The organism is Halobacteriovorax sp. RT-2-6 (assembly GCF_047085025.1).
In the GTDB taxonomy this organism is placed as follows: domain Bacteria; phylum Bdellovibrionota; class Bacteriovoracia; order Bacteriovoracales; family Bacteriovoracaceae; genus Halobacteriovorax_A.
In genome coordinates this window covers 322,851-341,773 of the sequence record NZ_JBKIYH010000001.1, presented here as the reverse complement: position 1 = coordinate 341,773, position 18,923 = coordinate 322,851, and the positions used below count along the sequence as shown (strand labels likewise).

16 protein-coding genes and 1 riboswitch are annotated in these 18,923 nt (G+C 37.9%); of the genes, 8 read left to right on the top strand and 8 right to left on the bottom strand.

The window, feature by feature from the left end; genetic code table 11:
* Nucleotides 1-15: 15 nt before the first annotated feature.
* On the bottom strand, nt 16-975 hold the full coding sequence (locus ACMAYS_RS01510; RefSeq protein WP_412462599.1) for a hypothetical protein: 960 nt from the start codon (nt 973-975) through the stop codon (nt 16-18).
* Nucleotides 976-1,200: 225 nt separating this feature from the next.
* Between ACMAYS_RS01510 and ACMAYS_RS01505 the strand changes: the two genes are divergently transcribed.
* Complete coding sequence (locus ACMAYS_RS01505) at nt 1,201-2,325, top strand: DegT/DnrJ/EryC1/StrS family aminotransferase (RefSeq protein WP_412462598.1); 1,125 nt, start codon at nt 1,201-1,203, stop codon at nt 2,323-2,325.
* Nucleotides 2,280-3,113 carry a MipA/OmpV family protein gene (locus ACMAYS_RS01500; protein ID WP_158246817.1) on the top strand — a complete coding sequence of 278 codons (834 nt, stop codon included), beginning with the start codon at nt 2,280-2,282 and terminating at the stop codon, nt 3,111-3,113. Before ACMAYS_RS01505 ends, ACMAYS_RS01500 begins: the two co-directional genes overlap by 46 nt.
* A gap of 13 nt (nt 3,114-3,126) precedes the next feature.
* Here the strand turns inward: ACMAYS_RS01500 and ACMAYS_RS01495 are convergent, their stop codons facing one another.
* A complete protein-coding gene (locus ACMAYS_RS01495) occupies nt 3,127-6,495 on the bottom strand; it encodes a hypothetical protein (protein ID WP_412462597.1) in 3,369 nt (1,122 codons plus the stop codon).
* A gap of 98 nt (nt 6,496-6,593) precedes the next feature.
* On the bottom strand, nt 6,594-7,466 hold the full coding sequence (locus ACMAYS_RS01490; RefSeq protein ID WP_412463089.1) for a trypsin-like serine peptidase: 873 nt from the start codon (nt 7,464-7,466) through the stop codon (nt 6,594-6,596).
* 141 nt (nt 7,467-7,607) lie between these two features.
* Here ACMAYS_RS01490 and ACMAYS_RS01485 point away from each other — a divergent pair, with 141 nt between their 5' ends.
* The gene (locus ACMAYS_RS01485) at nt 7,608-8,978 is read left to right on the top strand and encodes an alanine/glycine:cation symporter family protein (protein ID WP_103217221.1); all 1,371 of its coding nucleotides are present in this window, start codon (nt 7,608-7,610) and stop codon (nt 8,976-8,978) included.
* 10 nt (nt 8,979-8,988) lie between these two features.
* Here the strand turns inward: ACMAYS_RS01485 and ACMAYS_RS01480 are convergent, their stop codons facing one another.
* The 5 genes from ACMAYS_RS01480 to asd all read right to left on the bottom strand — a co-directional run bounded on the left by ACMAYS_RS01480 (nt 8,989) and on the right by asd (nt 13,560).
* On the bottom strand, nt 8,989-9,795 hold the full coding sequence (locus tag ACMAYS_RS01480; protein ID WP_392991967.1) for a hypothetical protein: 807 nt from the start codon (nt 9,793-9,795) through the stop codon (nt 8,989-8,991).
* Nucleotides 9,796-9,872: 77 nt separating this feature from the next.
* Nucleotides 9,873-10,049, bottom strand: a complete 177-nt coding sequence (locus ACMAYS_RS01475; RefSeq protein ID WP_412462596.1) for a hypothetical protein — start codon at nt 10,047-10,049, stop codon at nt 9,873-9,875.
* An 8-nt stretch (nt 10,050-10,057) separates the two neighbouring features.
* The gene (locus ACMAYS_RS01470; protein WP_412462595.1) at nt 10,058-11,620 is read right to left on the bottom strand and encodes a DUF1254 domain-containing protein; all 1,563 of its coding nucleotides are present in this window, start codon (nt 11,618-11,620) and stop codon (nt 10,058-10,060) included.
* Between the two features lie 91 nt (nt 11,621-11,711).
* The gene (locus ACMAYS_RS01465; protein WP_103217218.1) at nt 11,712-12,455 is read right to left on the bottom strand and encodes a phytanoyl-CoA dioxygenase family protein; all 744 of its coding nucleotides are present in this window, start codon (nt 12,453-12,455) and stop codon (nt 11,712-11,714) included.
* Between the two features lie 7 nt (nt 12,456-12,462).
* Complete coding sequence (gene asd / locus ACMAYS_RS01460) at nt 12,463-13,560, bottom strand: aspartate-semialdehyde dehydrogenase (RefSeq protein ID WP_412462594.1); 1,098 nt, start codon at nt 13,558-13,560, stop codon at nt 12,463-12,465.
* Nucleotides 13,561-13,650: 90 nt separating this feature from the next.
* A riboswitch (Lysine riboswitch) is annotated at nt 13,651-13,863 on the top strand.
* Nucleotides 13,864-13,968: 105 nt separating this feature from the next.
* Between asd and lysC the strand changes: the two genes are divergently transcribed.
* The 5 genes from lysC to ACMAYS_RS01435 are packed head-to-tail and all read left to right on the top strand — an operon-like array spanning nt 13,969 to nt 18,915.
* Nucleotides 13,969-15,339 carry a lysine-sensitive aspartokinase 3 gene (lysC, locus tag ACMAYS_RS01455; RefSeq protein ID WP_103217216.1) on the top strand — a complete coding sequence of 457 codons (1,371 nt, stop codon included), beginning with the start codon at nt 13,969-13,971 and terminating at the stop codon, nt 15,337-15,339.
* A complete protein-coding gene (locus ACMAYS_RS01450) occupies nt 15,339-16,019 on the top strand; it encodes a 4-hydroxy-tetrahydrodipicolinate reductase (RefSeq protein WP_412462593.1) in 681 nt (226 codons plus the stop codon). The genes lysC and ACMAYS_RS01450 overlap by 1 nt, the downstream gene beginning before the upstream one ends.
* A 29-nt stretch (nt 16,020-16,048) precedes the next feature.
* The gene (gene dapA, locus ACMAYS_RS01445) at nt 16,049-16,945 is read left to right on the top strand and encodes a 4-hydroxy-tetrahydrodipicolinate synthase (protein ID WP_103217214.1); all 897 of its coding nucleotides are present in this window, start codon (nt 16,049-16,051) and stop codon (nt 16,943-16,945) included.
* A 5-nt stretch (nt 16,946-16,950) separates the two neighbouring features.
* Nucleotides 16,951-17,706, top strand: coding sequence for a 2,3,4,5-tetrahydropyridine-2,6-dicarboxylate N-succinyltransferase (locus tag ACMAYS_RS01440; protein WP_103217568.1), 756 nt, complete (start codon nt 16,951-16,953; stop codon nt 17,704-17,706).
* Nucleotides 17,707-17,718: 12 nt separating this feature from the next.
* Nucleotides 17,719-18,915 carry a PLP-dependent decarboxylase gene (locus tag ACMAYS_RS01435; protein ID WP_103217213.1) on the top strand — a complete coding sequence of 399 codons (1,197 nt, stop codon included), beginning with the start codon at nt 17,719-17,721 and terminating at the stop codon, nt 18,913-18,915.
* Nucleotides 18,916-18,923 lie beyond the last annotated feature (8 nt).

Genomic DNA, 18,923 nt, shown 5'->3' with positions numbered 1-18,923 from the left:
AAGAAAACTTAAGATTTACTTATCCGTTGGATTTAGATTTAGGTATAAATTCCCACGAAATAGGGTCATGGCACCACTAAGTGTATCCCCTACTTGATACTTGCAATTAGTACCTACGTAGCGCACGCCTCTAAGTAATAATTCGCTTTCTGACAGCGGGTTTAAGTAACTTCCCATCCATACATCGGGGTATTTCGTACGAATATGACAACCGAAATCTGTTGCTGTTACTTCAGTAATCTCTGCGACACCTTGGGCCTCTTCATATTCATAGTCATACTGATATTCATAGCGCTCAGCTTGATAAGACTTAAACCAACAAGTTGGTCTTGGCTGATTTAAAAGGCCTGCCTTTAGCGTGTCCACACGACACTGACTTTGTGGGTAATCATTAAAGATTGTCACTTTTGAGACATGATCTGACTTCTCATTGATATTACTTCCAGGATAAATGACTGAAGCATCTCTAATGGCACCCAGGCCTCTTAGGCATGATTTATCTTGCTTGCACTCTAAAAGATTCTCAGCGCTAATACCATTTAGCTCAAAGCTATCAGAGTTATTTAAAGCAAAGTATTTCTTCAAACATTCATTAGTAGCAAAGTAATCAGACTGCGCCTCACTTGAATACTTTTGGGTCGGCATAACCTTCGGATAACCACCAATGATATGGCCAACTTCATGACAAGCAACAAGAGCAAAGGCATCTTTTGTTAATTGGTTTTTTCGAACAAACTCTCCGTGAAAGCTAAAGCGCACAGATTCTGAATTTCTCTTGTAACCAACTGACGCATTTAATGTCTTAGATTCCCAGTTAATATCAACTTGGCGCTGATTGCCTTGTGGTAACTTCTGGTCGTAGATACTTAGGACGCTCTCAATGACTTCACGAAACTCACTTTCCGTCGTGATCACACTAGAGGCCATGATATTAGTTGATATTAGAGAAATAATAGCTAATGAGATTGTTTTCATTTTATTTATATAACAGATAATCTGAACGCAATGAGTGATGTTGAAATCTATATATAGTGGTGTATAGATTTTGTTGATTAAAGTTGGGCCGTAAGGCCTTGAAAATTCAGCTTGAAATCGCCTTTAAAATCCCCTATTTTTGACCCAAATTTAACAATATTCGCTATTCCTAAGTCATATTCTTTCCCCTATAATGTTTGTAATTACTTAAAAATGCGAGGAAATATGTCAGTTAACGGCGTACCATTTATTACATTAAATCGCTTTGAAGACGGGTTTCGTGATGAATTCCTTTCAGGCGTTGAAACACTTTTTGATAACACACAATTTATTGGTGGACCTCAGGTTAATATGCTTGAGGAGAAGCTAGCAGCTAAGACTGGTGCAAAATACGCAGTTGGTTGTGCCAACGGTACGGATGCAATCCAGATTGCTCTAAGAGCAAGTGGCGTTGAAAAAAACGACGTTGTATTAGTTCCAGATATGACTTTCTGGGCGACTTTTGAGGCAGTTGTTAACGTAGGTGCAAACCCTGCAACTGTTGATGTTAGCCGTGAAACTCTACACTGGGATAAAGATACTTTTAAAGAGGCCGTTGAAAAATTCAATCCTAAGGCAGCTATTCTTGTTCACCTATATGGTTGGGCATGTCCAGATACAATGGAAATCAGAAAGATCGCTGAAGATAATGGCGTAATGCTTATTGAAGACGGTGCTCAGTGTTTTGGAACGACAATCAATGGAGAGTCGATTCTAGGAACAGCTAAGATCTCAACGACAAGCTTTTACCCAGCAAAAGTTCTTGGAGCTTCTGGGGATGCAGGTGCAATCTTCTCAAACGATGAAACGCTAATTAACACTTGTAAGACTCTAATTAACCACGGACGTACAAGTCACTATAGCCACGGCCTAATTGGTTGGAACTCAAGAATTGGTGCTTATGAATCACTATTTCTAAACCTATCTCTTGAGCATATCGATGCAAGACTTGATTCTCGTCGCGCGGCTGTTGAATACTACCGCAAGAATCTTCAGGGTCTTCCTCTTAAGATTCAAGATGTTCCAGCTCACGTAGGAGAAAATGGATACTGTAGTGTTGCTTTAATTGAGCCAGAGCTTAGAGATGGGCTATCAGCTGCTTTAAAAGAAGCAAATGTAGGTTACGGAACAATTTATCCAGGTGCAATGAGCAAGCAAGAAGGTGCTCCTGCCCATAGTGTTGGATCAATTGATCACGGAAATGCTGATTATATTAGTAAAGCAGTTTTAAACCTGCCATGTTTCGCCTATATCACGGAAGAAGAATGCGAGTACGTTTGCCAAGTCGTAAAAAATTATTTTTCAAAATAATCACATTAGGGGCCGTTATTATTTCGGCCCCTGTTTTTTCTAATGGTAGAACCGAGAGGATCAACGAGTTAGAAAGACAAAGAGATAAGAGACCGCCGCCAACAAATCAAGTTGGTTTAGGAACAAGTTTCTCGTCTTCTCTCTATAAAGTTGGGGATCAATTCGATATCCCAGTTGTTCCCTCAATTAACTACAATTATAAGAGATTTTCATTTCGTGGGATTGCAGCAAGCTTTCGCTTGTTTCCTCTCACAAGCCTAACTCTTACTCCAGACTTTAACAAAGTCGAGGCCGAAGCTGGTACATATAATGACGGACTTCGTGAGCGAGATCGCTCCCTTGATTTAGGACTAACCTTTATTCTGCCATCTAAGTGGTTTATGACGAGATTTAGTTATACGCACGATATTAGTGGCCGCTCTGAAGCTAGCAAATACTATGTTTCAGTCTCTAAGGCATTCCCAATTGAGCCTTGGAAGGGTGAAAAGATCGTTCTTATTCCAGGTATCACATACTCTCAGTATAGCGACAATTGGAGTCGCTACTATTTTGGTGTCTCAAGTGCTGAAGCTCGTGCAGATCGTCCTGAATACACTCCAGGGGCCTCTCATCAGCTAAGTGCTAGGCTTATTGTTAATTACCCTATTGGAAAGAAATACGTTTTAAATAGCTTCTATTCGTATACGAAGTATTCCGGAGCGGTAGAAGATAGCCCCTTAACTAAAAGAGGCTATCGCGAAAGTATTTTTCTAGGTCTAAATTACATTCTTGGAGAGTCAACTCGCTAGATTTTTGTGAAATCTAGTCAAGAAACTCAAAGGCCTTCTGTGCAAAGAGTGCATCAGGAAGGATGTAAAGCGTCCAATCCGTAATCTGTGCATTTATGATCTTAAGATTGTTCTCTTTGTAGCGCTTATTATAAAGTCGATAATAAGGCCCAATAAATCTTTCATCAAGCTCAGCTAAAACTCTATGTGCATTATTAGCATATGTGCTAATACCTTTTGGTTGCTTAAGATCACTTACTCTTGTTAAGGCATCTCTTAAAACCTTTGCCGCTGTGGCAATTTGCATAAGCTCTGCTCCAGTTGTTGAGTAATTATCAGCATGAGTCTCTTCTTCATTTAAAACAGAAAGCGCATTGTAGCTATCAATTACTTTAATCAGTCGATGCTTAAGTGAAAGCTTTGTGATGTCACTATTATAGAAAAGACGATCATAAACTTTTAAGAAGTCTGCAGTCGATTTAATCTTACCATCTTTTACTGATTGGGAAATCTCACTTGCTTCCTTCATAATTAAATAAAGCTCATGCTTATCAACTGTCGATGGGTTAAAGACCATCTTAAAGTCAAAGTTAATTGTCTCACTTGGATAATCCACACCAATTCCAATCTTGCGTCCCTTAAAGTCCTGGTCTTGGACAAGTAGTAGATCCCATACTGGGCCTGCAAGACGTGGATTAAGCTGTAATAAGATATCTTTTTTAGTCGTAAATACTTTTAAGTAATTATTGAGTGCAAATCCCGCTAGAGTTGCATTACCATTTCTCTCATCTGTAGGGTTTAGCATTGGCCCTGCAATCTTAAGGACTAGCTTTTTAAGGTTAGAGCCTACGATGCCATTTTTAAGGTTAACATCCCCTATCATGGCGTTTAAAACCGATCCGAATAGTCCAGGATTCTTTGCCGTGCGACCAATTGATTCTAATTCAATCTTTAGAAGAGTATTTCCTAAAAAGATTTCATCCTGATTCTTTGCAATTAGATCACTCTTATAGTCTTTTAAAGGCACAGCATGCAGCTTAATTCTTGCACTTATTGATGAGCGATTATTCTCAATAACATAATTCTTGTCTTCGTTACCAAAGATATTGTTAACAATTCTTGCTCCAAACCAGCGCTTCTTCTTTTCAACTTGATTTAGGGCAATTGATAAGTATAGCTGATTATCACCTTGTGACCTTACAGTAAGATCCTCAAGGATATTAACACTTCCTTCTTCAAGAGATGCAAGCTGGGCCTTGGCCTCTTTTACTTGTGGAGCAATTGAGGCCGTAAGAATCGAGTTTACCATTGATTCGAATTCTCTAAGATTTATCTTAAATGAGTAATCAGTAGGTCCTTCGTTATTAAAATCACCAGAAGTACCTACAAAATTTAGGCTATCTTTCTTTTCTGGACGATTATAAATATTTGATAAGAAGTCTTTTGTTCTTACACCGTGACCAATTGCTAGATCGATATAGGTCTTATCCATTAATTTATCGAAGATTGGCTCTATATTCCAAACTTGTACATTATTTTGAGCATAGAGAATCTTTTCACTTAAAATAGTCGGATCAAGATTGATCTGAAGTCTACCTGTACGGCGATCAATTCCAAGGATATTATTGAAGAACTCAACTAAGTTTTCTTCTGTCATCTCTTCAGGGATCGAATTAAATGGACTTTGAAGATCAAGCTTTTTAACCGCTATGATTTCTTCTTCTGTCTTAACAGTTTGTGCAAGTTGAAAGTTATTTTTGAAGTTTTCAAGTTTTTCGATAAGCTTTCTTTTTACTTCTGCCTCATCAACTACAACTTCATCTTCTTTTGTCGCAAGAGGATCACTAATTAGGTACGTCTTTAAAATATTTGCTGTTGCAAGCTTTGTGAACTCTTCAAGAAAGTATCCCTTGTCAGTTTTAGGAGTTAGAAGAACGCTATTTTTTCCACTACCAAGTGTCGCATCTTTAATATCTAGCTCTAAAACACCCTTATCTCTCATATATGTATATAAAGAAATTTCAAATGGAACAGAGTTACCATAAGTCTTACTATCAAGGCGAATATCTGGATTGTTAAAATCAATTCCTTCACCTTCAAGGCCCATCTCAAATAGCGAGTTTAGCTCAAGATTTACACGTCCTCTTAAGATGATTCCAGGAAGATGTGGAGCTAGCACAACATTCAATTCTTTAAATAGTGGCTCCTTATCAATTAGTTTGAAGTCACGAAAGAAATTTGTGAATTGTGAAACCGCATTTTGTGAGATGCGAGAGCTTACAAAAGGCATCTCTGAGCCTTTTCGGCCTCCATTTCGAGTTTCCCAATCAACTGCATGTCTAAGCTTTAAATCAGCAATAGAGACTCTTAAAAACTCACCTGCTTGCTCAAAGAATTTGATATTTGCCAGTTGTGGCTCATCAATAAAATATAGGTCTTTTAGGCTTAGGGCCTTTCTTGCTTTTGTAATAGACGTTTTTAGAATTTCGTTAATAATCATTCTTTCGCGATCATTCCAATTATAAATACCTGTCTCTTCTAGGAGTCTTGAGTGCATTTTGGAGAGTCTTAGCTCAGTATCAGCGCTAAAACCATATGTCTTATATTCTGCTTCACGAAGTTTTTTAAGCTCATCAGCAGCAACCTTTCCTTCTTCTTTCATTCCTTTGATATAACTAAGAGAAGGATTTCCAATTCCACCTTCAATTAGAAATGAAGCTCCTTGCTTTGTTCCTTTTAATTTCTTTGGGCCAATATACCAAACTTGAAGATTTTCGAGATCACGGTAACGTGTTAGGCCGGAGAGTTTCATAAAGTTGAAACGCAGACGAACTCGGTTGTCCTTTAAAACGATATCTTCATTATCAAATAAATCTTTAATTGTTTTAGAAAGGTCTTCATCAGAATAATCTGTAGGGGCCTTATCATCGGCCATGAAGTAATTGAGTAAGCTTCGATTTCTTAAAAGCGCCGCAGTTACATTAGTTACAATATGCATACCATTTGTATAATCAACGTCATCTAAGACAAATTTCTCTATTGTTAACTCAACATATTGTCCACGCACATATGGAGGAAAGCCAAGAACAAGAGAGATTGAGTGTTCATTTAAGAGCTTATCGCCGGCTTTATCTTCCATCGATAAAAGCATCGAGTCTGGAATATTTACGGTGGCATCAAGGTGAAAAGTTCTATTGATTGGATCAAGGTCAATCTTGGAGATCTCTTTAAAGCTACCTTTACCATCTCCAACGAGTAAGTCCTGAAGATCATAGCGAAGAAATTTAAGAGGCCATTTAAGTGAAACTAATGCTTCTTCATTACCCCATTCTTCATCGGCGCGAGAATTAATTGGACCACTGTGCATAGGCTTGGCCTGCACTTGTGTCGAAAAAATAGTCACTGTCAAAAGAATAACTAGTAAAAACTTAGATTTTAACACCATATACCTCTCTCAATGATTTCTTAGAGATATATGATGCAACTAGAGTGCCAACTTTATTAATTTAGATCATTAAGAAAATAAGATGGTATTTCACGAATAGGCATCCCTCCTGCAAGGCCACCTGTGCCAGTACATGAGGGATCTTGTGGACTTTGCTCGCAGCTATTGTGGCGCATACAACCCTTATGCGTATCTTCAATTAGCGACCAAGCAGATCCAAATGTATGGATACCAATAACAGCTTGTTGCTCAATACTATAAATCGCCGATCCTGAATTGCCTCCAAATACATCGAGGTTGTATTCCATTGTCTGGCCATTATCGTATTCAACCTTGGCATGATCTACAATTTTTAAAGGTGCTCCAAGAGGACTTCCAACAGTTAAAAGCTCTTCGCCTTCTTTAAAATTTGTCGATAATTTTAAAGGCTTAATATCTTTTACAATTTCTTTCAGTTCAATAATTGCCACATCGGCCTCTTCTTCCTCGTCAAAGAGTACATGAGATACCTTTTTGCACTCGTATACTTTCTTAAAGTTTGAATTGTCATTTGTGTAATCAAAGACAAAGACAAAATCTTCACAAAAATTATATTGATCTTTATCGTTTAAAAATACACAGTGACCTGCCGTCATCATTTTATTCTTTGAAATTAGAAATGCACTACATTCACCAATAGAATTTTGCTTGGAAAATCGTTCATTAGAACACAAGTTTGAGCGTTCTTGTATGCTCACAAATTGTTTCAAGTTGTTTTTGTGTATAATTGCGGCAGTTGCATCTGAGACTGAATGAAAACTCTTAGAGTCAAGCTCTTGGCGATTATCTTGTCCGTAAATCATTTTATGAGAGCTAACAACAATGTTAGCTTCTTGCCCATGGCAAGATAAGAGGATTGCTAATATTGTAAGGGCCAAAAGTAATTTCATCACACAACGATTATAGAATTTAGAAGCTCATTCATAGTTAAATTTGTAAACTCGTTATAGGCCGTAAACAAATTGGCCATTTACGTTATTGTGTGGAAAAATTTTAAATAAGTTTTATTACCCGCATTTTAAAGGACCTTTATGAATATTTCTGCATTTCTTGCGCAAACCGTCGATATTGTCTGGGGACTACCTTTGGTAATCTTACTCGTTGGCGGAGGTCTCTATCTTGTGGCCGTTTCACGTTTCAAAATGCTAGCAGGTTTCTTTCACGCCATAAAGCTTATCGTAGGTAAATTTCACCATGAACACGATGATGAGAGTAAGGGGCAAATTTCTCATTTTAAGGCACTAACAAATGCTTTGGCCTCAACTGTTGGAATGGGAAATGTTGCTGGTGTTGCCGTTGCTATTTCGCAAGGTGGCCCAGGTGCTATTTTTTGGATGTGGGTTGGTGCTCTAATTGGGATGAATACAAAATTCTTTGAATGTACTCTTGCGGTTATGTATCGAAAGAATGACCACCATGGAGAAATTCAAGGGGGCCCAATGTATACAATCTTAGAGGCCCTACCTAAGTATATGCACTTCCTAGCTTATTTCTTTGCTGTAGCAGGCTTAATCGGTTCACTCGGTGTATTCAATACAAATCAAATGGCAACCTTCATCGAATCAAATTACAGTATACCTACATACATTTCTGGTTTTATCACTGCATCCTTGATGGTTTATATTCTCATGGGTGGAGTTAGAAGAATTGGAGAAGCAACTTCAAAAATTGTTCCAACAATGTGCCTTTTATATGTTGGTTGTGCCATTGCTATTATTTTTATGAATCTATCAAGTGTTCTTGATGTTTTTGTTCTTATTTTTAATGAGGCCATTAATGGACGAGCTGCAGTTGGTGGAGCATCTGGACTGGCCGTTGTTCACATTTTTAAGACTGGAATTAAAAGAGCGACTTACTCTAATGAGGCAGGTGTCGGCTCTGCTCCAATGGCCCACGGAAATGCTAAGACAAGTGAGCCCGTTGCGGAAGGTCTTGTTGCGATGATTGGCCCTTTTATTGATACAATCATTGTATGTACGATGACTTCAATTGTAATTCTAAGCTCTCTGACACCACAAGAGCTTCAAGAGTCCAATGGAGTTCTAATGACTCAAATGGCCTTTGTTAAAAACTTTGGAGTTGCAGGATCACATTTACTAGGACTTTCAATCATTCTCTTTTCACTTTCAACAGTAATAGGTGCATCAAACTATTGTGAGAAATGTTGGGATTTTCTTTTTGGGGGTATCCCCATTCTTGGGGCAAGATTAACTTTTGCACTTTTCTATTCATCAACGGTTCTTATGGGAGCGATCTCGGCACCTGATGATATGGTAAATGCGATGGATATTGGTTTTGCTCTAATGGCCATTCCAAATATGGTTGCGACAATTTGGTTGGCACCAAAAGTTAAGCATAAATTAGATGAGTATTTCGCAAAGTATATTGTTAAGAAAGCATAATTCGATACTATTAATTTCTTAAAGAGTGCTGGGTTCCATAAATCTCAGCACACTCTCCAGTTGCCTCAAGTGAACGAACCGTTCTTTCCCATTTGTTTTCATAAGGAATATCTCGACAGTCATTATGATCAACACCATGTCTCATAATTGCTCTTAAGGTACCTTTACAGTTATTTGCTTCAATGAAGAATCCTTTCGAAAAGAATGTATCAATTTCTTCGATAACTTTAATATCGACTTTTGCTTTAATGCGTTTCTCAAGAAAGTCATTAATTTCTTCTAAGCAGATATTGTCATTCTTTAAAGGAATTGTTTCTTTATCAAAACCTAGCTCGACGATTTCTTGATTTAAAGGATCTTGTGGCATTTTTTTAGAAATCTCGTAGCGATCAGAACTCGATAATTCATGATAGCCTCGAATATGATTCCAACCATAGCCCCAAGCATAACCTGTATGAAAAGTTGGGTTCCCACCAATATAGACAGCAACTTGCATCGCCTTGCCAAAAATACTTGAAAATACATCAGATACACAGCTTTTTAAATCTTCATCGGCCTTAATTTTATCCATTAATGGGCCACCCATCCAATAGCTTATATCGTGTTCAATACAGCAATGTTGCCATAATTTAGGAGCATTAAAAGTACCTTGTGGGGAGATCGATGAGCAGCCATCTGTTTGAAATGGCCTTAAATAATTGTCGACATTTCTTTTTGAATAAATTGATCCTTTTACATCAAGAAGTCCATAGTCCTGAGAATATGAATAATTCACACTGAAAATTGAAAAAAGAATGAGAAGTAATAGGAATCGCATAGCTAAAATATAGCAAAAGCATGGCCCTATTTTCATTGTCTTCAAAAAATCTACATAGGTGTCAAAAACTAAGTCAGCTAATTGCGATAGAGCCGATGAGGTCTTTGTTTTGAGTCATTATCTTTCATTGAAGCAGGAATACGGCTACGATTTTCATGCTCAATATAAAGATATGAAATCATGGCCACCCATAAAATGACGGCCATGACTGAGAGAATTATATTTCGAAATTTGGAAAAATCATTTTTTGCCACATTTTCACCTATTTCATTGAAATTACCTTCGGCTCAATTTGCTCGATCCCTGGAACCTTCCACTTTAAGTCTAAAATCTCTTGAGACGGAATATATAAACGCATAATAACGTAGAAGTTTCCTTTCGGTGTGGCCAGCCAGTTCGCTTTCTTCTTTTCATCTTTTGGAACTTGGTTAGAAAAGTATAGCTCAAAACTACCATCAGAATTCTTTGTTAAATTATTACTATTGTTTAATGAGTAGCGTTTGAGATCATTTTCGATAAGCATTTTACTTACACTATCGTAAACAGTGACAGACCAAAATGCTCCAACCTTTGGCTCACGATCAAAACGAATACGATACATCTTAGAACCGCTTAGCTTATTTCCTTTAGAGTCTACTTCGGCCAAAGGGTATAGAGCTTCCTTGGCCCCTTGCCCGCCTAGGTACGGATGAGAGACCATTGATCTTAAAGCATAGTCATCACCAAAATTATCTAGATCAAAGACATAGCTCCATCCATTAATGAATTTTGTATTTGCTGGATTTCTTATTTGCGCAGCAACCACTTGGGGCCCATCATTTAAAGCTTGTATTAGAACATCTTGTACTTGCTGAGAGAGCATCTCTTTTTTAAATCCTTCTTTAGTTAGACCAATTTTCTTAAATTGCCCAAATAATGCCTTCTCCTTTTCACTAACAGGATTAGTTTTTAAATACTCTCCTAATTCTTCAAAAAAACGTAAAGGGTCACTATCACTTCCAACACGTTTTGACAGAGGATAAATGCGGACACGATTTTTCTTACCAAGATATTCATCTAATTCTGTTAGTTTGTATTGGTCTTGGATTTTGTGTACATCATTTAATTCTTTTTCCATATCATCTGACTTCAGTATCTGGGTTCTTCCCCATAACCAAACCTTAGAAGTTGGAGATTCAATAATTGTTAGACCTTCCACTCCTTTTTGCTTCTGGTACATTTCTTTAGAGTTTGGTGGGACGATTAAATACTTTTGAGCACTCGTACCTGTCTGCCTAGTTCCAACATATTTGATAAGGTTGTGCCACATATCGAAAACATCAATAACATAGTATCGATCTTTTACTTCAGGTGTCGATAGGACTATCGCTGATTGATTAAGGTCCAAAATTGCGCTGGAATAAAGAGTGTCTTGATTGGCCGTTGGCATATCAGTATCAGTAGGGCCAGGTAAGCGTCTTGAGTGACCAAATTCATTTAAGGGTGCGCGATAACTTGTCTCAGATTGTTTTTGGACGACATCAGTATATGTACGAGCAATATTCTCCATTCTTACAAGAGTTGATCCCCAAAGGTAAGCATTTAGTCCTAAGGAATAGGCCTCTTTTAATAACGGATCATCTTTAACTGGAACTGATGCAATCGAGCGCTCTGCTTCTGTTGATTGCCCATAATAAATCTTATCAAGTTCTGATCGCGTTAAATGTGTTTGAGAACTCTCAGGAGTATTAGATTGAATAAGATAGGTAACGGTGAAAATCCATGTAATGGCAAGAGTCACCCCTAAACTAGGAAGAAGATACTTCTTATAACTTGATTTGCTCATAGCTATTTCCTTGTTTTATTGTGTGCTTAGTCACAATATAGCGCAAGGAAAATAGCAATGGACTTAAGAATCGTGAATTAAAGTTAAATATTTAAAGAGTCAAATGTCTGCCGTATCCAGCACCTGGATACTCTCTCTTATTAGCTCCCGGCTGTGCATATCCGTTGATGAGAACTCTTCTTGGTGAATCTGTTTTATTAAGAGATGACGAGTGAAAAGTATACGGGCCAAAGAAGGCAACATCTCCAGCTTTAAGCTGTAAGTCGATAGACGGAAGCTTATCTAGCAATTCGTCGATAATACTTGGATCTTCTTTGTAATTAAGATGACCTTGTAAGTGTGACTTAGGAATAAACTTAAGTGGTCCATTTAAAGAATTCATATCATCAATGGCCATTACAGTTTGTACATAACTTCCTCGCCCATCAACATCTTCCCAGAGTTCAGTGCCGTAGCGACGGTGTTCACTATCTTGATGCCACTTAAACTCTACAATTTGTCCTGGTAACTTGAAGTGGGCCTGATTAATGAGTTGAACCATTTCATTTGATTCTAGAATCTTACTAACAATATTTAAAATTCTTTTATCAGCACCAATATCAAGTAAGTGCTCATCATATCCACCACACCAGACAATGCGATTAAGAGCGCTCTTATCAAAAACAAATTGAGCAAGCTTTAGCATTTGCGTCTCATTGATCGTTTGTGACGCCTCATAAAGGTTATCAAATGAGCGTTTGATGCGTTTTATTTCTTTATAGTCAAAAAGGCCTTCAACAATGCAAAAACCATTTTCATAAAAATCATTAACTAATTTATCAAAATCTAATTCCATATAATTACTATAGCACGATATTAAGCATTCTTCTTAATGGCTCTGCTGCTCCCCAAAGAAGTTGATCACCACTTGTAAAAATATTCAAGTAATCATCACCCATTTTCATCTTACGTACACGTCCTACTGTTGTTTTAAGAGTTCCTGAAACATAGCGTGGATTTAGTTTTTCACGTGTTGCTTCAGGTGTATTTTCAACAAACTCAGTGTATTCAGAAAAGTTTTTAATCATTTCTTCAATCGTTTTAAGATCAACAGACTTATTTAATTTTACAGTTAATGCTTGAGAGTGTGAGCGGAGAGCTCCAACTCTTACACACGTTCCATCAATTGGTATAGGGTTTTGTGTACGACCTAAAATTTTATTTGTTTCACTAAATGCTTTCCATTCTTCACGTGTTTGGCCATCTTCAACAGCGCTATCAATCCAAGGGATTAGATTTAGCGCTAATGGAACACCAAAGCAGTCACTATCAAGCTCATTACTTTTCAAAAGATTTGAGATATCTTGATCAAGTTGTAGAATCGGCCCATCCATCAATGGCGTTGCCATATTTCCGATAACTCCCATCTGTTTTAAAAGTTCTTTCATATGACGAGCACCACCACCAGAAGCCGCTTGATAAGACATTGTACTCATCCACTCAACAAGACCTTCTTGAAAAAGGCTACCAATTCCCATAAGCATTAGACTTACTGTACAGTTACCACCTACGAAATTTTTAATCCCATCATTCAGGGCCTTATCAATAATGTCGCGATTTACTGGATCAAGAATAATTAAAGAATCATCATCCATTCTCTTTGCTGAAGCAGCATCAATCCAAAATCCTGGCCAATTAACTTTTTCAAGCTCTGGGCGCACTTGCTTTGTGTAGTCTCCACCTTGGCAAGAAATGATGATATCCATATCTGCAAGTTCTGAAATATTATTTGCATCTTTTAAAGTATGAGTCGCATTGTAAATAAGTGGACCACTTTGTCCTGCTTGAGAAGTTGAAAAGAAGTACGGATCGATCTTAGCAAAGTCACCTTCGCTTTCCATTCTCTCTAAAAGAACAGATCCTACCATTCCACGCCAACCAATAATTCCAACTTTTTTCATTTTGATCTCCACAGGCAAAGGCCTTTTCATATAATTACGCCTAAAATTATAAAAGTATAGACATCAATGTGTCTATCCACTACAATTAATTTCAATTGAAGAGGCGCAGTGTTCAGAGCGTGTTGATAAGGATGCACAACTATATTAGTCCGTTATCAGTCAACACAATGGGTTCATTGCCGAAATAAGATCAGAGTGTGCAACTTATCTTATTGGTTACTAAGGGAGAAGCCTTAGGACTGTCATATAGTAAATTTTAATTAACGAAATTAGGATTTAGTTATGTGGAGAGCTTCAAATGCAAATGTTAGCTTATTCTTTTGGCTAGATGTTTTTTTGCATTTCTTTATTCTCCTACATACAATTAACTTAATTTTAAAACTTTAAACGTTTTTACTTTGGAGACTTATGTCAACTCAAACAAATGAAGTTATTGTAGCGAAATTTGGTGGCTCGTCGATGGCAAATCTCGAGGCCATGACTCGTAGTGCTCAAATTAGTGTTAATAAAGGCGCTAATATGGTCGTTGTCTCAGCTGTCTATGGTGTCACAAACCTACTTGTCGAAATTTCTAAAAAGGCACCTGCTGGTGACGAAGAACGAGTTAATGAGCTTATTCATGAAATCGAAGACAAGCACCGCCAAATCCTTCAAGAAATGCAGGCTTCTGAAAGTTTAAAAGATGATGTAACAGTACTTCTATCTGAAGTAACGATGATTGCCAAAGGAATGCTACTGCTAAGAGAGTGTTCGGATCGCGCCTATGATTCACTTGTAAGCCTTGGTGAGCGACTTTCTTCCCTTGTCTTCAGTGAAGTTCTAGCACGCATCAATGAACAGTTAGCATCAAATAAGAAAGTTGAATTATTCGATATCAGACAAGTTCTTGTAACGGATGATAATTTTACAAAGGCAGCTCCGGATATTGAAGCGACAAAAGCTCGTGCTGACCAGTTTCTTGTGAATGCAAAATATGGCGATATTGTCTATGTATCGCAAGGATTCATTGGTGCAACGAGTGATGGGCTTACGACAACTTTAGGTCGTGGTGGTTCTGATTATTCAGCGGCCCTTGTTGCTGAGGCCATGGGTGCTGACACATTACAGATCTGGACAGATGTTGCTGGTATTGCCACAACAGATCCAAGAATAGTGAAAGAAGCAAAGCTTCTTAATGAAATAACGTTTTCTGAAGCGGCCGAGTTGGCAACTTTTGGTGCAAAAATACTTCATCCAACGACCTTAACTCCGGCATTACGTGCTGGGATTAAGGTCTTTGTTGGATCAAGCTATGAGCCAAATGAGCCTGGAACGTGGATTAAGAATGATACTGAGTCAGCGCCACTAATTCGTGCGATGGCGCTAAGACGTGAACAAAGCCTTGTCACATTATCAACACCTAAAATGCTTCAAGCACACGGATTTCTATTTGAAATTTTTAAGATCTTTAATGAATTTAAAGTCAGTATTGATTCCATTACGACATCAGAGATTTCAGTCGCACTGACTTTAGATGATAGTGCTTTATTAAATAAGAAGATTATTGATCGTTTATCTGAGCTTTGTAGCGTAAAAGTGGAAAAGGACTTAACATTAGTAAGTCTAATTGGAAATGAAATCAATCACACACCAAATTTAGCAGCACGAATTTTTAATGCTGTTGAAGGAATTAATGTTCGTATGATTTGCTTGGGTGCAAGTAAGCATAATTTTTGTTTCTTAGTAGGTAAGAATGATGCTGATCAAACGATTCAAAGATTACATAAGGAATTCATTTAATGAAAATTGCACTTTTAGGAAAAGGAAAAACTGGCTCAAAAGTAATTGAGCTTTGTGAATCACCAGAATATTCACATATTCAATTAGAAGTTTTTGATTCAAAAAATCCTTTAAAGAAAGATGATCTTAATAGATTTGATATAGTCCTTTCTTTTTTGAATGGTGATGTATTTTTAGAGCACTATTTCGAATTATTAAGCGAGTCAGGAATCTGCGTAGTAACTGGCTCTACTGGTTTCACTTGGACTGCGCAATTAATTAGTCAAATTAAGTCACCATGGATTAAAGCAACTAATTTTAGTCTTGGGATGAATCTAGCAAAAGAAATGATCCGTATTGCGGCCAAGGCCCAAGCACTCTTTCCTGCCAGTGATCTAAAATATGAAATCCATGAAGTTCATCATACAAAAAAAATGGACGCTCCAAGTGGCACTGCCCTTTCATGGCAAGAATGGTTAGAAAAAGACTCAACTATTACAAGTGAGCGCATTGGAGATGTTATTGGAATTCATGAATTAAAGATTGATACTCCGAATGAATATATTACAATTAAACACGAAGCTAAGGATCGAAAAATTTTTGCAGCAGGTGCTCTTTGGGCCTGTGAACGCGTAAGTAATCTTGCGCCTGGTTTACACGACTTTAGCGATATTGCATTACAAGTAATTAGAAATAGCTAAGAAAGAAACTAATTTAAGGAGCTATATAAATGGCAAATCACGACTATATAAATTCAACGCCCCTTTGGACGGCAGTAATCACTCCCCTTAACGCTGATTTAACGATTGATCTGGACTCACTTGAGTCTATTTTAAGAGAACAAGAAAAAGCAGGAAATGGGATTCTAATCTTAGGCTCTACAGGTGAGGCCTTAAATCTAAATCTTGAAGAAAGAAAAAATATTCTAAACTTCGTTATTGATCTTGGTTTAAAAGTTCCATTAATGTGTGGGGTTGGCGGTATCAACTTAACTGAAACATGTGAATGGGTATCATACCTTGATGGCCTAGCAATCGATGCTTATTTGATGGTTACTCCTTTATATGCAAAGCCAGGAGCAGAAGGACAATATGAATGGTTTAAGGCCCTAATGGATGTTTCAAACAAACCTGTAATGCTTTACAATGTTCCTTCTCGTGCTGGAATTGAGCTCTCATTTGAGGCCGTAAAACGCCTTAATAAGCATAAGCAATTTTGGGCAATAAAAGAAGCAAGTGGAAGCCCTGAGAAATTTGCAAAATATGTCGAAGCAGCTGGTGAGTTAGGTCGAGTCTATAGTGGTGATGATGGAATGCTTCCAGAGTTTGCACCTCTAGGGGCCAAAGGTCTCGTTTCAGTCGCTTCAAATCCATGGCCGGCCCAAACTCATGCATACACGGTTGCTTGCTTAGGTGGCGAATTAAGTGAAGAAGAAACTAAAATGTGGGTCGAATCGAGCAACGCAATGTTTGTTGCTTCGAATCCAGTTCCTGCAAAATGGCTTATGAAAGAGAATGGGCAAATTAAAGATGCAAGTCTTCGACCGCCACTTTCAATCAAAGATATGAAATTAGAAGCTAATGTTTTAAATGCAAATAAGAAAATTAATGAATGGAGAAAAGCATAATGACAATGACTGTAGATGAAATCCTTTTAGGACTTGAGAGTGGAACTTTAAGATCAGCTTCTAAAGTTGATGGTAAGTGGGTTGCAAATACTGAAGTAAAACAAATGATCCTTGAGGTTTTTAAAGCTGGAAAAAATGTTGAACAATCAGAATTTGGCTGGCCAGGCTTTGTCGACAAACACAATATTCCAGCACAAAAATTTAGTGTAGACCGTGGTGTTCGCATGGTTCCAGGTGGATCAAGTGTACGTCGTGGAGCGTATGTTTCTAGTGGTGTTATTATCATGCCTCCTGCATATATAAATATCGGAGCTTATGTTGATGAAGGAACAATGGTCGATTCTCACGCTCTTGTCGGCTCATGTGCACAGATTGGTAAAAATGTTCACCTAAGTGCAGGAGTACAAATTGGTGGCGTTCTTGAGCCAATTGGCCTTGCTCCTGTAATCATTGAAGATGATGCTTTTATCGGTGCCGGTGCAGTTATCGTTGAAGGAATTCAAGTTTTAAAACGTGCTGTTATTGCTCCAGGGGTTATCTTATCAAAAGGTGTTCCCGTATATGATTGTGTTAATGAAAGAAGACTTGAACCAGGTGAGCCAATTCCAGAAGGCGCAATTGTCGTTCCAGGAACAAGACCTGTTAACGAGAAGCTTTCATGGGCAAGAGATATGGGCCTTTCAATGAACTGTGCCATGATTGTTAAATACCGTGATGAAAAATCAGATGCCTCACTTGAGCTAGAAGCATTTTTAAGATAAGGCAAATTTTTAATGGAAAAAGTTTTAACGAAGTTAACAAAGAGATTAGATTCATCATTTTATTTCTATGATTTAGATGCCCTTGAAGAGCATCTGCGCTATATCACAGACAATAAGGATGAAAGTATAAAGCTTTACTATGCTTGTAAGGCCAATCCCCTGTCTTCGATTTTAAAACTTATCAGAAACCTTGGAATCGGCGTCGATGTTGCTTCAAAGGGAGAGCTTACCCAAGTTGTGGCCAGTGGTGTGAAGTCTTGTGACATTATCTCTACTGGCCCAAGTAAGTCTCGTGGCTATATTAGAACTCTACTCGAGCATGAAATTAACTGTGTCGTTGTTGAAAGTATCTATCAACTAAAGTGGTTAAATGAACAAGCTAAGGAGCTAGGGATTAAGGCCCGTGCCCTTTTAAGGGTACAACTTGAATGGGACACTCAAGAAAAGTCTGTTCTTGGTGGAGATGAAATTACGGCCTTTGGACTTGATGAGGACACGTGGTCATCAATCGATTTAAATGAATACGAAAATATAGAGGCCATTGGCTTTCATGTTTTTCAATGGGGAAATATTCTTGATCCCAAAAGACTTGAAGAGGTTTGGGATAAAACCTGTGAGCGCATCAATACTCTTGCTAGCAAGATGAATATCACTCCAGAGGTCATTGATCTTGGTGGTGGCCTTGGTATTCCATATCAAAATCAAGACGCGCGAATAGATTTTAAAGATATTAATGCTGCCCTTATGCGCTTGAAAGCGAAACATAATCTTAAGAAAATTTGGATGGAACTAGGACGCTTTGCCGTTGGTGAATGCGGGTTATATTTAAGCCAAGTCATTGATCGAAAAAATGTACGTGGCCAAGAGATTCTTGTACTTGACGGCGGAATCAATCATATCGCACGACCGGCCCTTACGGATCAGGCCTTTCCTTGCCGTGTTTTAAATGAAGATAAAAAGGCCAAAGAAACTAAGGAATTTCACGTTCACGGTCCTTTGTGCACATCTCTGGACAAGCTTGGGGTCTTTGAATTACCACAAGATTGTGACTACGGAGATTGGCTAGTTTTCACTCAATGTGGCGCTTATGGCTTTACTGAGAGTATGCCATTTTTTCTTTGTCATAATCTACCGGCGGAAGTTGTTTCATACAAAGGAGACGTTATGATTCCTAGAACAATTAAAACAAGTGCCGATTGGGTTGAATAATCTACCAA